This is a genomic window from Microbacterium sp. K41 (genome assembly GCF_004794395.1).
Lineage (GTDB): Bacteria > Actinomycetota > Actinomycetes > Actinomycetales > Microbacteriaceae > Microbacterium > Microbacterium sufflavum.
The window spans coordinates 1-14,311 of record NZ_SSDO01000285.1 but is presented as its reverse complement, the minus strand read 5'-3'; the positions used below and the strand labels follow the sequence as shown (position 1 = coordinate 14,311).

Annotated in this window: 12 protein-coding genes and 1 pseudogene; 12 read left to right on the top strand and 1 reads right to left on the bottom strand. The window is 69.7% G+C overall.

From position 1 onward, the window contains the following. The 12 genes from DW309_RS08215 to DW309_RS08160 all read left to right on the top strand — a co-directional run. Positions 1 to 1,148: DUF58 domain-containing protein (locus tag DW309_RS08215; protein WP_342590374.1), on the top strand; the 1,148-nt coding region annotated here is incomplete at its 5' end. Beyond that, a complete protein-coding gene (locus DW309_RS08210; protein ID WP_136045096.1) occupies positions 1,145 to 1,711 on the top strand; it encodes a hypothetical protein in 567 nt (188 codons plus the stop codon). The genes DW309_RS08215 and DW309_RS08210, both read left to right, overlap by 4 nt. A 37-nt stretch (positions 1,712 to 1,748) precedes the next feature. Beyond that, positions 1,749 to 4,637 (top strand): excinuclease ABC subunit UvrA, encoded by a 2,889-nt coding sequence (gene uvrA / locus DW309_RS08205; RefSeq protein ID WP_136028825.1) that lies wholly within the window; start codon positions 1,749 to 1,751, stop codon positions 4,635 to 4,637. Then, positions 4,637 to 6,544, top strand: coding sequence for an excinuclease ABC subunit UvrC (gene uvrC / locus DW309_RS08200; RefSeq protein ID WP_136045095.1), 1,908 nt, complete (start codon positions 4,637 to 4,639; stop codon positions 6,542 to 6,544). The genes uvrA and uvrC overlap by 1 nt, the downstream gene beginning before the upstream one ends. Positions 6,545 to 6,579: 35 nt before the next feature. After that, positions 6,580 to 7,452, top strand: a complete 873-nt coding sequence (gene rapZ / locus DW309_RS08195) for an RNase adapter RapZ (RefSeq protein ID WP_136028829.1) — start codon at positions 6,580 to 6,582, stop codon at positions 7,450 to 7,452. 63 nt (positions 7,453 to 7,515) lie between these two features. After that, positions 7,516 to 8,493, top strand: a complete 978-nt coding sequence (whiA, locus tag DW309_RS08190; RefSeq protein WP_136028831.1) for a DNA-binding protein WhiA — start codon at positions 7,516 to 7,518, stop codon at positions 8,491 to 8,493. 190 nt (positions 8,494 to 8,683) lie between these two features. Continuing rightward, positions 8,684 to 9,310 (top strand): superoxide dismutase, encoded by a 627-nt coding sequence (locus DW309_RS08185; RefSeq protein ID WP_017202787.1) that lies wholly within the window; start codon positions 8,684 to 8,686, stop codon positions 9,308 to 9,310. A 116-nt stretch (positions 9,311 to 9,426) separates the two neighbouring features. Beyond that, positions 9,427 to 10,437: a type I glyceraldehyde-3-phosphate dehydrogenase gene (gene gap / locus DW309_RS08180; protein WP_136028833.1), complete on the top strand. Its 1,011-nt coding sequence runs from the start codon at positions 9,427 to 9,429 to the stop codon at positions 10,435 to 10,437. Between the two features lie 10 nt (positions 10,438 to 10,447). After that, positions 10,448 to 11,662, top strand: a complete 1,215-nt coding sequence (locus DW309_RS08175; RefSeq protein WP_136028835.1) for a phosphoglycerate kinase — start codon at positions 10,448 to 10,450, stop codon at positions 11,660 to 11,662. Then, a complete protein-coding gene (tpiA, locus tag DW309_RS08170) occupies positions 11,653 to 12,444 on the top strand; it encodes a triose-phosphate isomerase (protein WP_136028837.1) in 792 nt (263 codons plus the stop codon). The genes DW309_RS08175 and tpiA overlap by 10 nt, the downstream gene beginning before the upstream one ends. 81 nt (positions 12,445 to 12,525) lie before the next feature. Further along, positions 12,526 to 12,774, top strand: a complete 249-nt coding sequence (gene secG / locus DW309_RS08165) for a preprotein translocase subunit SecG (RefSeq protein WP_101845144.1) — start codon at positions 12,526 to 12,528, stop codon at positions 12,772 to 12,774. Next, positions 12,774 to 13,127, top strand: a complete 354-nt coding sequence (locus DW309_RS08160) for an RNA polymerase-binding protein RbpA (protein ID WP_136028839.1) — start codon at positions 12,774 to 12,776, stop codon at positions 13,125 to 13,127. Before secG ends, DW309_RS08160 begins: the two co-directional genes overlap by 1 nt. 76 nt (positions 13,128 to 13,203) lie before the next feature. Here the strand turns inward: DW309_RS08160 and DW309_RS19480 are convergent. Continuing rightward, positions 13,204 to 14,311: pseudogene (locus DW309_RS19480) on the bottom strand (hypothetical protein); the annotation flags it as partial.

Genomic DNA, 14,311 nt, shown 5'->3' with positions numbered 1-14,311 from the left:
CGGTGTGGGCGCTGCTGCGCCGTCCGCGCGACGGGGAGCTGCGGGTCGCCCTGCACGCTGCGCCCGACGCGGGGGAGGACGCCGTGGTGCGCGTCACCGCGGACGTCGACCTCGACGCCGAGCACGTGCAGCTCGCGGTCGAGGGGCGGGGGCGTCGCACCGCGCTCGCGGAGGTGCGGCCGGGCACGGCGGTGCTGTCCGCTCGGACGCGGCTGTCGCATTCGGGGCCGGTCGAGCTGATGGGGCTGATCGCCCGGGGCACCGCGATCGACGGCGCCTGGGTCTCCGACCGCGGACCGCGCACGGCGATCGGATGGAACGCCGCCCCGAAGACGAGGAGGATCGATCGGCTGCCGGTGGCTCCGCGCCTCACGGGGCTGAACGGCTCGCACGAGGGGCGTCGCGCGGGTCAGGGCGGCGACTTCCACGACATCCACCCGTTCGTCCCCGGGGATGAGGTGCGGAGGGTGGATTGGCGCGCGACGGCTCGTGCCGCCCGACGCCCCGGCGACCTGCTGGTCCGGCGGGTGAACGCGCTGAGCGACTCCTCGGTGGTGATCGCGATGGACACGGCGGAGGACCTCGGATCGGTGGTGGCCGCGTGGGGGACCGACGACCCGGACCGCACGGGTGTCACCTCGCTCGACCTCGCGCGCGAGGCGGCTCTGTCCGTGGCGACCGCCGCGGTCGGAGCCGGGGATCGGGTCGCGTTCCACGCGCTCTCGCCGGGCGGACGCAGCGTGCCGATCGGCGGGGGAGCCCGGCACCTCGCGCGGCTGCGCGCCGCCGTCGCCGCCACGGGTCCGAGTGCCGACTCGTCCTACCGGCGCTCGCCTGTCGTACCGACGGGCTCGATCGTGTTCGTGCTCTCGACCTTCGCCGACGGGGTGGCTGCGCGACTCGCGACGCAGTGGCGGGCCGCCGGTCACGCCGTCGTCGCGATCGATGTGCTGCCGCAGCTCGACGGCGCACGGCTCACCAGGGAGCAGCGCATCGCCCTGCGCACGCTGCTGGCCGAGCGCGCCGACATCCTCGCCGAGCTCCGGCGCGCGGGGGTCGAGGTGGTGGCCTGGGCAGACGACGGCGTCGACGTGGCGTTGCGGGTGGCGGCGGTGCGCCAGCAGCGGAGCCGGAGGGTGGCGCGGTGACCGCTCGCACACGAGGGTTCGACGTGGGCGCCTGGGTGCCCGGGGTGACGCTGCGCGTCCTGACCGTGACTCTGGTGCTGCTCGGCGTGCTGGTGCTGCACCCCACGCCGTTCTGGCGGGGTGTGGCGGTGGTCGCGGCTCTCGTGGGGGCCGTGCTGCCGCGGTCGCTCGCAACATGGGTGGGGGCGGCCTGCCTGCCGTTCGGGCTGCTGCTGTCCGAGCCGGCGCCGGAACGGACGGCGGTCGCTCTCGTGCTCGTCCATGCGATCCACATCCTCGCCGCGCTCAGCCTCACGGTGCCCGCGGCCGCTCGCCTCACGCTGAGGTCGCTCCGGCCGACGGCGGTGCGGTTCGTCGTGATCCAGCTGGTGGCCCAGTCGATCGCGCTCGGCGTCTGGGCGGTGTCGCCGGGGCAGGTCGAGCGCGGGGCGGCCTGGCTCGCGCCCGCGGCGGCGTCACTCCTCCTGGTCGTCGTGGTCGTCGCATGGCTGGTCCTGCGGCGGGAGAGCGGCCCCGTCCCGCGGGCTGTTGCGGCCCCGTCGACGGGAGGGGATCGCCCCTAGCGGAGCCGATGTCCGTGGCCCCTCGTAGACTTGTTCGGTGCCCATCGTCCCCGTTGCCTCCCCCGGAAAACTCAGTGTCCGCGGTGCCCGCGTCCACAACCTCCAGAACGTCGACATCGACATCCCGCGCGACTCCCTCGTCGTGTTCACCGGCCTGTCCGGGTCGGGGAAGTCGAGTCTGGCGTTCGACACGATCTTCGCCGAGGGGCAGCGCCGCTACGTCGAATCGCTGAGCGCCTATGCGCGGCAGTTCCTCGGCCAGGTGGATCGGCCGGACGTCGATTTCATCGAGGGCCTGAGCCCCGCGGTGTCGATCGACCAGAAGTCGACCAACCGCAACCCGCGGTCGACCGTGGGCACCATCACCGAGATCTACGACTACATGCGCCTGCTGTGGGCGCGTATCGGCGTGCCGCACTGTCCCGAGTGCGGCGAGAAGATCCAGCGTCAGACGGTGCAGCAGATCGCCGACCAGCTCATGGAGCTGCCCGAGCGCACCCGGTACCAGGTCGTCGCCCCCATCGTGTCGCAGAAGAAGGGCGAGTTCGTCGACCTCTTCCGCGAGCTCGGCGCCAAGGGCTACTCCCGCGCGATCGTCGACGGCGACCTCATCCAGCTGGCCGAGCCGCCCACGCTGAAGAAGAGCTACAAGCACGACATCGCGGTGGTCGTGGACCGCCTGGTGGCGTCGCCCGACATCCTGGGCCGGGTCACCGACTCGGTGGAGACGGCCCTGGGACTTGCGGGTGGCGTCGTGCAGATCAACTACGTCGACGGCGAGGGCGACGACGCCTGGCAGACCTTCTCCGAGAAGCTCGCCTGCCCGAACGGCCACGCCCTCACCCTCACCGAGATCGAGCCGCGCACGTTCTCCTTCAACGCACCGTTCGGCGCCTGCCCCGCGTGCTCCGGGCTGGGCACGCGCATGTCGGTGGACGTCGAGCTGATGCTCGGCGACGAAGACCTCTCGATCCGCGAGGGCGTCATCATCCCCTGGACCACGCAGGGCAAGGGTCTCTTCCAGTACTACGAGCGCCTGCTCGAGGGGCTGGCGCGCGACCTCGACTTCTCGCTCGACACGCCGTGGCGCGAGCTGCACTCCGACGTCAAGGAGGCCGTGCTCCGCGGCGAGAACTACAAGGTCACGGTCAAGTGGAAGAACCGCTACGGCCGGGAGATGCGGTATGCGTCCGGGTTCGAGGGCGTCGTGCCCTACATCGAGCGGCAGTACCTCCAGGCCGAGTCCGACACGCAGCGCAACCGCTGGGGCGAGTACCTCCGCGAGGTGCCGTGCCCCGTGTGCAACGGCGACCGCCTCAAGCCCGAGGTGCTCGCGGTGCAGGTGCACGGCCACTCGATCGCCGAGGTGTCGCACCTGAGCCTCGCCGACGCGCGGGGCTTCATGGAGAAGCTGCACCTCACGGAGCGGGAGGCGAAGATCGCCGCCCAGGTGCTGCGCGAGATCCGCCTGCGCCTCGACTTCCTCCTCCAGGTGGGGCTGTCGTACCTCAACCTCAGCCGTTCGGCGGGGTCACTGTCCGGTGGCGAGGCGCAGCGCATCCGGCTCGCCACGCAGATCGGCTCCGGCCTGACGGGCGTGCTCTACGTGCTCGACGAGCCGTCGATCGGCCTGCACCAGCGCGACAACCGCCGGCTGATCGAGACCCTGCTCACGCTGCGCGACCTGGGCAACACGCTCATCGTGGTGGAGCACGACGAAGAGACCATCGAGGCGGCGGACTGGGTGGTCGACATCGGTCCCGGCGCCGGAGTGAACGGCGGCACCGTCGTGCACTCGGGGCCGTACAGCGCGCTCCTCGGCGACAGCGATTCGATGACCGGCGACTACCTGTCCGGGCGCCGGGCGATCCCGATGCCGTCGAAGCGTCGCAAGATCGACAAGAAGCGCATGCTGAGCGTGGTCGGCGCGCGGGCGAACAACCTGCGCAACGTCACGGCGGACTTCCCGCTGGGCGTGCTCACGGCCGTCACCGGCGTCAGCGGCTCGGGCAAGTCGTCCCTCGTGAACGACATCCTGTACCAGGTGCTCGCTTCGCGACTGAACGGTGCGCGGACCGTTCCGGGCAAGCACACCAGGGTGACCGGCCTCGACAACCTCGACAAGGTCGTGCACGTCGACCAGGCGCCGATTGGCCGCACCCCGCGCTCGAACCCGGCCACGTACACCGGCGTGTTCGACCGCATCCGCACCCTGTTCAGCGAGACGCCGGAGGCGAAGGTGCGGGGCTATCAGCCCGGTCGCTTCAGCTTCAACGTCAAGGGCGGCCGCTGCGAGGCGTGCTCGGGCGACGGCACCATCAAGATCGAGATGAACTTCCTGCCCGACGTCTACGTCGACTGCGAGGTCTGCCACGGCAAGCGGTACAACCGCGACACGCTCGCGGTGCACTACAAGGGCAAGAACATCGCCGAGGTGCTGGAGATGCCGATCGAGGAGGCCGCGGAGTTCTTCGAGCCGATCCAGGCGATCCACCGCTACATGAAGACGCTCGTCGACGTCGGGCTCGGCTACGTGCGGCTGGGGCAGTCGGCCACGACGCTCTCGGGCGGCGAGGCGCAGCGCGTCAAGCTCGCCACGGAGCTCCAGCGTCGCAGCAACGGCCGCAGCATCTACGTGCTCGACGAGCCGACCACGGGTCTGCACTTCGAAGACGTCCGAAAGCTCCTCGAGGTGCTCAACGGCCTCGTCGACAAGGGCAACACCGTGATCGTGATCGAGCACAACCTCGACGTGATCAAGTCGGCGGACTGGGTGATCGACCTCGGACCGGAGGGCGGTTCGGGTGGCGGGCAGATCATCGCGACCGGTACGCCGGAGCAGATCGCCCGCGTCGAGGAGAGCCACACCGGGCAGTTCCTCGCCGAGATCCTGGGTGAGGGGCGCGCCGCGCGGAAGGCCAGCTGATGGCCGACGTGCTCCCGTACAAGCCACGGACGGGGGAGATCCCGACCGACCCCGGCGTGTACCGGTTCCGCGACGCCAACGGACGGGTGCTCTACGTCGGCAAGGCGAAGAACCTGCGCCAGCGGCTGTCGAACTACTTCGCCCCGCTGCGCACGCTGCACGAGCGCACCCGGCGCATGGTCACGACCGCTGCGTCGGTGGAGTGGACGGTCGTTCCCACCGACGTCGACTCGCTGCAGCTCGAGTACATGTGGATCAAGGAGTACGATCCGCCGTTCAACGTGCGCTACCGCGACGACAAGTCGTACCCCTTCATGGCGGTCACCCTCGCCGATGAGGCGCCCCGCGTGATCGTCACCCGGAACAGGAAGATCCCCGGGGCGCGGTACTTCGGTCCGTATCCCAAGGTGTGGGCGGTGCACGAGACCATCGACCTGATGATCAGGGCCTTCCCGATCCGCACCTGCAGCGATGCGAGCTACAAGAGGGCGATGCAGACCGGGCGCCCGTGCTTCCCCGGGCAGATCGGCAAGTGCGGCGGGCCGTGCTCGATGACGGTGTCCATCGAGGAGCACCGGGCGATGGTCGACGACTTCATCGCGTTCATGGCGGGCGGAGACGAGCGCTTCACCCGCGAGCTCACGAAGCGCATGCTCGCCGCGTCCGCCGCGATGGACTACGAAGCCGCCGCGAAGTACCGGGACAAGCTGTCCGCGATCGAGGCCGTGCTCGGCAAGAGCGCCCTGGTGCTGCCGGCCGATGAGGACGCCGACCTGTTCGGCATCGCGGAAGACGAGCTCGCCGCCGCCGTGCAGCACTTCGTGATCCGCGGCGGCCGCGTGCGCGGTGTCCGTGCTCTCACGATCGAGAAGGAGATCGACATCACGGGCGCCGAGCTCGTCGACCAGGTGCTTCAGCAGGCGTACGGCGACGCGCAGGACGTTCCGCGACGGATCCTCGTCCCGACGCTCCCCGACGACGCGACCGAGCTGGAGCAGTGGCTGCGCGAACGCCGTGGCAAGAAGGTCGAGATCGCGGTCGCACATCGGGGTCAGCGTGCCGACCTGATGCGCACCGCGACGCTGAACGCGCAGCAGGCGCTGATCCGGCACAAGACCCGCCGGACGAGCGACTACGTGGCGCGCACCCAGGCGCTGACCGATCTTCAGGAGGCGCTGGGCATGGAGGAGGCGCCGCTGCGCATCGAGTGCTTCGACATCTCGCACCTCGGCGGCACCAACGTGGTCGCCTCGATGGTCGTGTTCGAGGACGGCCTTCCGCGCAAGGACCAGTACCGGTCGTTCAACATCGCCGAGACGACCGACGACACCGACTCGATGTACCAGGTTCTGCGCCGCAGGCTCGCACACCTGGATCGGCCGGAGGAGGAGCAGGAGGTCCTCGACCCGACCACAGACGAGGTCGTGGGGGAGGACCTGGGCGAGGCGACCGCACGGCGCAAGCCGCGGTTCGCGTATCCGCCGCAGCTGCTCCTCGTCGACGGAGGGAAGCCGCAGGTGGAGGCCGCCGCGCGCGCGCTCCACGACGCGGGGCACACGGAGATCGCCGTGTGCGGCATCGCCAAGCGTCTCGAAGAGGTGTGGCTGCCGGGAGACGACTTCCCCGTGATCCTGCCCCGCACCAGCGAGGCCCTCTACCTTCTCCAGCGACTGCGAGACGAAGCCCACCGCTTCGCGATCACGCACCAGCGCAAGAGGCGCAAGAAAGACATCGGCAGCGTGCTCGCCGAGGTTCCGGGGCTCGGCGCCTCTCGCATCAAGGTGCTGCTCAAGCACTTCGGCTCGGTCACGGCCCTCCGCGCCGCCGACCCGTCGCAGATCCAGGAGGTACAGGGGATCGGTCCGGTGCTCGCTCAGACCATCCATTCGCACCTGTCCACTCGCTAGGCTGGGAGACCGAGGGGGAGAAGGAGCAGGGAGCGATGACTGACGGGGAGAAGGGCGAGTTCCTCATCGTCACTGGGATGTCCGGCGCAGGCCGGACGACGGCGGCGAACGCACTGGAGGATCTCGGCTGGTATGTCGTCGACAACCTGCCTCCGCAGATCCTCCGGCCGCTGCTCGACCTGACCGGCATGGGTGGCGATTCGCTGCCCAAGGTCGCCGCCGTGGTCGACGTGCGCGGCCGCAACCTCTTCGACGATTTCCCGGGTGTCGCGCGACTGCTGCGCACGCGCGGCGAGATCCGGGTGCTGTTCCTCGACGCCTCCGACGACGTCCTGGTGCGTCGCTTCGAGTCGGTGCGCCGCCCGCACCCCCTGCAGGGCGATGGCACTCTGCTCGACGGCATCCGCACGGAGCGGACGCGTCTGGCCCCCATCCGCGAGGCCGCCGACCTGGTGATCGACACCTCGGCGCTGAACATCCACCAGCTCGCGACGCAGGTCTCCGACATCTTCTCGGAGGAGGGGGAGGCGCGGCATCGGGTGACGCTGCTCAGCTTCGGCTTCAAGTACGGGCTGCCCACCGACGTCGACCTGGTCGCCGACATGCGTTTCCTCCCGAATCCGTACTGGAACGAGGAGCTGCGCGGCCTCACCGGGCAGGATGAGACGGTTCGTGAGTACGTGCTGTCCCGCGAGGGTGCGACCGACTTCCTCGATTCGTATGCGAAGGCGCTCGTGCCGGTGCTCGAGGGGTATCAGCGGGAGAACAAGAGCCACTCGACGATCGCGATCGGATGCACGGGCGGCAAGCACCGCTCGGTCGCGATGTCCGAGGAGCTGGCCCGCAGGATCGCCGCGATTCCGGGGGTCGCCGTGAACGTGCGGCACCGCGACCTCGGCAGGGAATAGCCCCCCGGGCGAGTAAGCTGGAGGTTTGCGTCGCGATCCGGCGCGTGAACGTGAAGGAGTGTCGTGGCACTAACCACCGACGTCAAGGCTGAGCTCGTCAGCATCCGCAATGCACCCCCGACGGTGCGCGTGGCGGAGGTGACAGCCATCCTCCGATTCGCCGGTGGACTGCACTCCATCGCGGGCCGTGTGGCCGTGGAGGCCGAGGTCGACGCAGAGACCCTCGCCCGCCGCGTCGCCAGGGATCTCGCCGAGATCTACGGCGTGCGCCCGGAGATCGCGCAGGTGCAGTCGAGCACCGCGAACGACGGCGCCCGCTGGGCCGTGCGCGTGATCGCGCAGGGGGAGACCCTCGCCCGCCAGACCGGCCTGCTCGACCCGCGTCGCCGTCCGGTCCGCGGCCTGCCGAACCGTCTCACCACGGGTTCGCGCGCCGAGATCGCCGGTCTGTGGCGTGGGGCCTTCCTGGCCGCCGGATCGCTCAGTGAGCCCGGCCGTTCGGCGATGCTCGAGGTCGCCTGCCCGTCGTCCGAGGCGGCGATGGCGCTCGTGGGCGCCGCACACCGTCTGGGCGTCGCCGCGAAGGCGCGCGAGGTCCGCGGCATGCCCCGCGTCGTGGTGCGCGAGGGCGAGGCGATCCGTACGATCCTCAGCGAGATGGGCGCTCACCGTACCGCGCTGGCGTGGGAGGAGCTGCGTCAGCGTCGCGAGGTGCGCGCGGGCGTGAACCGCCTGGTCAACTTCGACGACGCGAACCTGCGGCGTTCCGCGCAGGCGGCGGTGGCCGCGTGCGCCCGTGTGGAGCGCGCGCTGGAGATCCTCGCCGACGAGGTTCCCGATCACCTGCGGGTCGCCGGCGAGCTGCGCCTCGCGCACCGGGACGCCAGCCTCGACGAGCTCGGCCACCACGCCGACCCGCCCCTCACCAAGGACGCGGTCGCCGGTCGCATCCGTCGTCTTCTCGCCATGGCAGACAAGCGCGCCCAGCAGGAGGGCATCCCCGGCACGGAGGCCGCTGTCCCCGCCGGGCTCGACGTCTGATCCACCCGCCTCTGCTCCGACGGCCCGTCGCCCCTACCCGGGGTGGCGGGCCGTCGTCAACGGGAGGAAGGATCCGGTCCGACCCGGTGTTGTCCTCACTAGGATGAGAGACGTCCGCTCCACGCCGCACATCGGTGGCGCGGAGGATCGGCAAGCGCCGCGGGCGCGGCGCGGATTGGATGAAAGCGATATGGCGACCTACACCCTCCCCGACCTCCCGTACGACTTCGCAGCCCTCGAGCCGCACATCAGCGGCAAGATCATGGAGCTGCATCACGACAAGCACCACGCGACCTACGTCGCCGGCGCGAACACCGCGCTCGAGCAGCTGGCCGAGGCCCGCGAGAGCGGCAACCTGGCGAACGTGAACAAGCTCGAGAAGGACCTCGCGTTCAACCTCGGCGGTCACGTCAACCACTCGATCTTCTGGACCAACCTGTCGCCCAACGGCGGCGGTCAGCCGGAGGGCGAGCTGAAGGCCGCCATCGACGAGTACTTCGGCTCGTTCGAGAAGTTCCAGGCGCACTTCACGGCTGCCGCGACCGGCATCCAGGGGTCCGGCTGGGCCGTCCTCAGCTGGGACTCGATCGGTTCGCGCCTGATCATCCAGCAGCTGTTCGACCAGCAGTCGAACACGGCGCAGGGCACGATCCCGCTGTTCCAGCTCGACATGTGGGAGCACGCGTTCTACCTCGACTACCTGAACGTGAAGGCCGACTACGTCAAGGCCGCATGGAACATCGCGAACTGGGAGAACGTCGCCCAGCGCCTCGAGGTCGCCCGCAAGCAGACGAACGGCCTGCTGGTACTGTCGTAACCGGGTCGCGTCCCGGCGGGCCCACGGCTCGTCGGGGCGCCATCTCAGCCAAAAAACCCGCGCATGGCGCCCGCTTCGACAGCGGTCTCCGGCGCATGAGAAACAGGGAGACCTGAGTGTCTGTCAAGATCGGTATCAACGGCTTCGGCCGCATCGGACGCAACTACTTCCGCGCGGCGCTCGCGCAGGGAGCAGACCTTGAGATCGTCGCGGTCAACGACCTCACCGACAACAAGACCCTGGCGCACCTCCTGAAGTACGACTCGGTCGGCGGCGTCCTCGACGCGCAGATCAGCTACGACGAGGACAGCATCACCGTCGACGGCAAGGAGATCAAGGCGTTCGCTGAGCGCGACCCCGCCAACCTTCCGTGGGGCGAGCTGGGCGTCGACATCGTCATCGAGTCGACCGGTTTCTTCACCAACGCCGACGCGGCACGCAAGCACATCGAGGCCGGCGCGAAGAAGGTCCTCATCTCGGCTCCCGCCACGGGCGACGACCGCACCATCGTGATGGGCGTCAACGAGGAGACGTACAACCCGGAGACGGACCACATCATCTCCAACGCCTCGTGCACCACGAACTGCCTCGCGCCGCTGGCGAAGGTCTTCAACGACGCCTTCGGCATCGACCGCGGCTTCATGATGACCGCGCACGCCTACACGGCCGACCAGAACCTGCAGGACGGCCCGCACAAGGACCTGCGTCGTGCACGCGCCGCCGCGATCAACATCACCCCGGCGTCGACCGGTGCGGCCAAGGCGATCGGTCTCGTGCTGCCCGAGCTGAACGGCAAGCTCAGCGGCTCGTCGTACCGCGTTCCGGTCCCCACGGGCTCGATCGTCGACCTCACGCTGATCACCGACCGCGAGAACCTCACGGTCGAGGAGGTCAACGAGGCCTACAAGAAGGCTGCCGCCGACGGTCGTCTCGCGGGCTACCTGCAGTACAACGAGGACCAGATCGTGTCGAGCGACATCGTGCACAACCCGCACTCGTCGATCTTCGACGCCACGCTCACCAACGTCAGCGGCAACCTGATCAAGGTCTCGAGCTGGTACGACAACGAGTGGGGCTACTCCAACCGTCTGGTCGACCTGACCGAGTACGTGGCCGAGCGCCTCTAAGCTCAGACACATGACTCTGCGCACCCTGGACTCCCTGGGGTCGCTCGAGGGCAAGCGCGTCATCGTCCGTTGTGATCTCAATGTCCCCCTGCGGGACGGGGTCATCACGGACGATGGCCGCGTTCGGGCCTCGTTGCCGACCCTGAACACGCTGATCAACGCGGGCGCCCGCGTGATCGTCTGCTCGCACCTCGGCCGCCCCGACGGTGCCCCCGACCCGCAGTACAGCCTGGAGCCCGTGGCTCAGCGTCTGTCCGAGCTCCTCGGCGCTCCCGTCGCGTTCGCGCGCGACACCGTCGGGGAATCCGCGAAGGACGCGGTCGCCTCCCTGGAGGACGGCGGGGTCGTGGTGATCGAGAACCTCCGGTTCAACCCGGGGGAGACGTCGAAGGACGAGGCGGAGCGCGAGGCGTTCGCCGGTCAGCTCGCCGAGCTGGGAGACGTGCTGGTCTCGGACGGCTTCGGCGTGGTGCACCGCAAGCAGGCGAGCGTGTATGAGCTCGCGAAGCGTCTGCCCTCGGCGGCGGGCCTGCTGATCGCGGCCGAGCTCGACGTGCTCGACCGCCTCACCGAGAACCCGGAGCGGCCGTACGCGGTCGTGCTCGGCGGCTCCAAGGTGAGCGACAAGCTCGGCGTGATCTCGCACCTGCTGCCGCGTGTCGACCGCATCCTGGTCGGCGGCGGCATGCTGTTCACCTTCCTCAAGGCGCAGGGCCACCCGGTGGCGTCGAGCCTTCTCGAGGAGGATCAGCTCGACACGGTGCGCGGCTACATCGCGGAGGCGCAGGAGCGCGGCGTCGAACTGGTGCTCCCGACCGATGTGGTCGTGGCGGCGTCCTTCTCGGCAGACGCGGCGCACGAGGTGGCGGCCGCGGACGCGATCGAGGAGACCGCGTTCGGAGCGTCGGGCATCGGCCTGGACATCGGTCCGGAGACGGCGGCCCGTTTCGCCGAGGTGATCCGCGGATCCAAGACCGTGTTCTGGAACGGGCCGATGGGCGTGTTCGAGTTCCCGGCTTTCGCGGCGGGCACCAAGGCCGTGGCGCAGGCGTTGACCGAGGTCGACGGCCTCAGCGTGGTCGGCGGCGGCGACTCGGCGGCTGCCGTGCGCCAGCTCGGCTTCGCCGACGACCGCTTCGGTCACATCTCGACCGGAGGCGGAGCGAGCCTCGAGTTCCTCGAGGGCAAGAAACTACCTGGGCTGGAGGTCCTCGGATGGGCGTGAGCTCCCGTACCCCGCTGATCGCGGGCAACTGGAAGATGAACCTCGACCACCTGCAGGCGGTCGCGTTCGTGCAGAAGCTGCACTGGACGTTGAAGGATGCGAAGCACGAGGACGGCTCGGTGGAGGTCGCGGTGTTCCCGCCCTTCACCGACATCCGTAGCGTGCAGACGCTGATCGACGCCGACAAGATCCCGTTCGCCTTCGGTGCGCAGGATGTGTCGGCGCACGACTCGGGCGCGTACACCGGCGAGATCTCCGGCGCGTTCCTGTCGAAGCTCGACGCGACCTACGTCATCATCGGTCACTCCGAGCGTCGCGAGTACCACGACGAGACCGACGAGGTCGTCGCCGCCAAGGTGAAGGCCTCGCTGAAGCACGGCCTGGTGCCGGTGATCTGCGTGGGCGAGACCGCGGAGGACCTGGAGAAGTTCGGGGCGAGCGCGGTTCCGGCCGGTCAGCTGGAGGCGGCGCTGCAGGGCGTCTCGCCGTCGGCGGACATCGTCGTCGCGTACGAGCCCGTGTGGGCGATCGGTTCCGGTCAGGCCGCGACCCCGCAGCAGGCGCAGGACGTGTGCGCCGCGCTGCGCGGGGTGATCGCGAAGGTCCTGGGCGACGAGGCGGCGGCGCGTACGCGCATCCTTTACGGCGGATCGGTGAAGGCGGCGAACATCGCCAGCTTCATGCGGGAGCCCGATGTGGACGGCGCCCTGGTCGGCGGGGCGAGCCTCGTCGTCGACGAGTTCGCCGCGATCATCCGTTTCGAGAAGCACGTCGGCGTGTGAGTGCGGCGGGGCTGCGGCCCCGCTGCACCGTATACTTGACCGTTACGGGGGCGCTCCGGCCCCAGCGAAAGGCTCTTTCTCGTGGCAATTCTCGAGTTCGTCCTGCAGGTCGTGCTGGGTATCACCAGCGTGCTGCTGACTCTCCTCATCCTCCTGCACAAGGGTCGCGGTGGCGGCCTGTCCGACATGTTCGGCGGAGGCATGACCACCGCGGTGGGTTCCTCCGGTCTCGCGGAGCGGAACCTCAACCGCTTCACCGTCGTCCTGGCGCTCACGTGGTTCGTCGCCATCGTCGCGCTGGGCCTCATCACGAAGTTCGAGGTGATCTGATGGCTACCGGTGGAAACGCGATCCGCGGTACCCGGGTGGGCTCCGGCCCGATGGGCGAGCAGGACCACGGCTACCACGCCGACCGCATCGCTGTCACGTACTGGGACGGCCTCGGCAATGAGACGGTCCGCTACTTCGCGGCCGGTCTGCCCGAGGAGGAGATCCCCGAGATCATCGACCACCCGCAGTCGGGCCTTCCCGCGGGGCGCGACAAGGAGAACCCTCCCGCCGTCGCCAAGACGGAGCCCTACAAGACGCACCTCGCGTATGTGAAGGAGCGTCGCACCGACGAGGAGGCCGTACAGCTCCTCGAAGACGCGCTGACGCAGCTGCGCGAGCGCCGGGGGCAGTGACCTCCCGCTGAGTCGGACAGACGCCGAGTCGAACTGAGAACCGCCACGGATCATCCGCGGCGGTTCTCTGTTTCCGTCAGCGGCAGCCGGCGGCCGCGTCGATGTAGTTCTGCGGTGGGTAGCCGTAGGCCCAGACGCCGTTCGCGTCGTCGGTGAAGCCCATGCTGATCGCCCAGGCCGTCGCCCACTTCTCGATGCTGTCCTGCGTGGAGGAGTCGTACATGCCCTGGCACTTGACGCTGATGGCATGTCCCACCTCGTGCGCGACGAGCGCCTCGCTCCGATCGGCGGGCCACTGCTGGGCGACCGAGTCCGACAGTTGGATGACGGCGCGACCCGGCTCGTCCCACCACCACGTGGTGTAGCCGCCCATGCTGCCGTTGGCGCCCGCGCCGTTGACGGTCGCGGCCCAGTCGAACTCCAGGAGCACTCCGGGGGCCAGCGACCGGGCGAACGCCTCGATCTCGAGGCGTGCGCCGCGGAGGGGGCCGTCCTTCTCGCTCAACTCCGCCGCCTCGGTGGCGACGACCTGGGCCGCCGCATCCTGCAGCGCGACGTAGGCCGCGACCGCGGTGTCGTCGATGGTCGTCACGGCGGCGACGTCGGCCGCGGCGTCGCGCAGGGCGATCACGGCATCGTTGCGAGCCGACACGTGCGCCGCCTCGAACGCGGTCGCCGCCTGCCCTGCCGTCGCGAGCACGGCCAGTCCGCTCTCGGCCACGGCGTCCCGTCCGCGCGAGGCGTCCGCCGACGCTCGCTCGAGGTTCGCGTCGAGCTCAACGAGCGCCCGCTCGTCGTCCTCCAACTGGGCGGTGGTGCCGAAGAGCTCCCAGAACCAGGCCGGTTTGTCGCGTGCGGGCGGTCGATCGGCCGCCACGGCGTCCTCCACGGCCGCTCCGATCCCCTCGCCGTCCGCGACCGCGGCGGTGAGGGCCGACCAGGATTCCTCCGGCACCGGCAGAGTCGGACTGCCGGTGTCGAGGATCACGTGACCGGCGTCCGTGGACTCCAGCAGAGCGGCGTACCGGTGATCGACCTCCGAACGCTGAGCGTCCACGGCGCGCGCGGCTGTCTCGACGCGCGCCGACGCGTCATCGAAGCCGAGCGCTGCCGACACCTGGGTGATCGCGAGGGCCGCGACCACGGCGACCGCGCCGATCACGCCGGCGACGACGGGGCCCCGT

What these genes read in the sequence shown, in the direction of transcription:
- DW309_RS08185 (WP_017202787.1), top strand. Translation starts at nt 8,684, where the DNA reads ATGGCGACCTACACCCTCCCCGACCTCCCGTACGACTTCGCAGCCCTC.
- tpiA (WP_136028837.1), top strand. Translation starts at nt 11,653, where the DNA reads ATGGGCGTGAGCTCCCGTACCCCGCTGATCGCGGGCAACTGGAAGATG.
- DW309_RS08175 (WP_136028835.1), top strand. Translation starts at nt 10,448, where the DNA reads ATGACTCTGCGCACCCTGGACTCCCTGGGGTCGCTCGAGGGCAAGCGC.
- uvrC (WP_136045095.1), top strand. Translation starts at nt 4,637, where the DNA reads ATGGCCGACGTGCTCCCGTACAAGCCACGGACGGGGGAGATCCCGACC.
- rapZ (WP_136028829.1), top strand. Translation starts at nt 6,580, where the DNA reads ATGACTGACGGGGAGAAGGGCGAGTTCCTCATCGTCACTGGGATGTCC.
- DW309_RS08160 (WP_136028839.1), top strand. Translation starts at nt 12,774, where the DNA reads ATGGCTACCGGTGGAAACGCGATCCGCGGTACCCGGGTGGGCTCCGGC.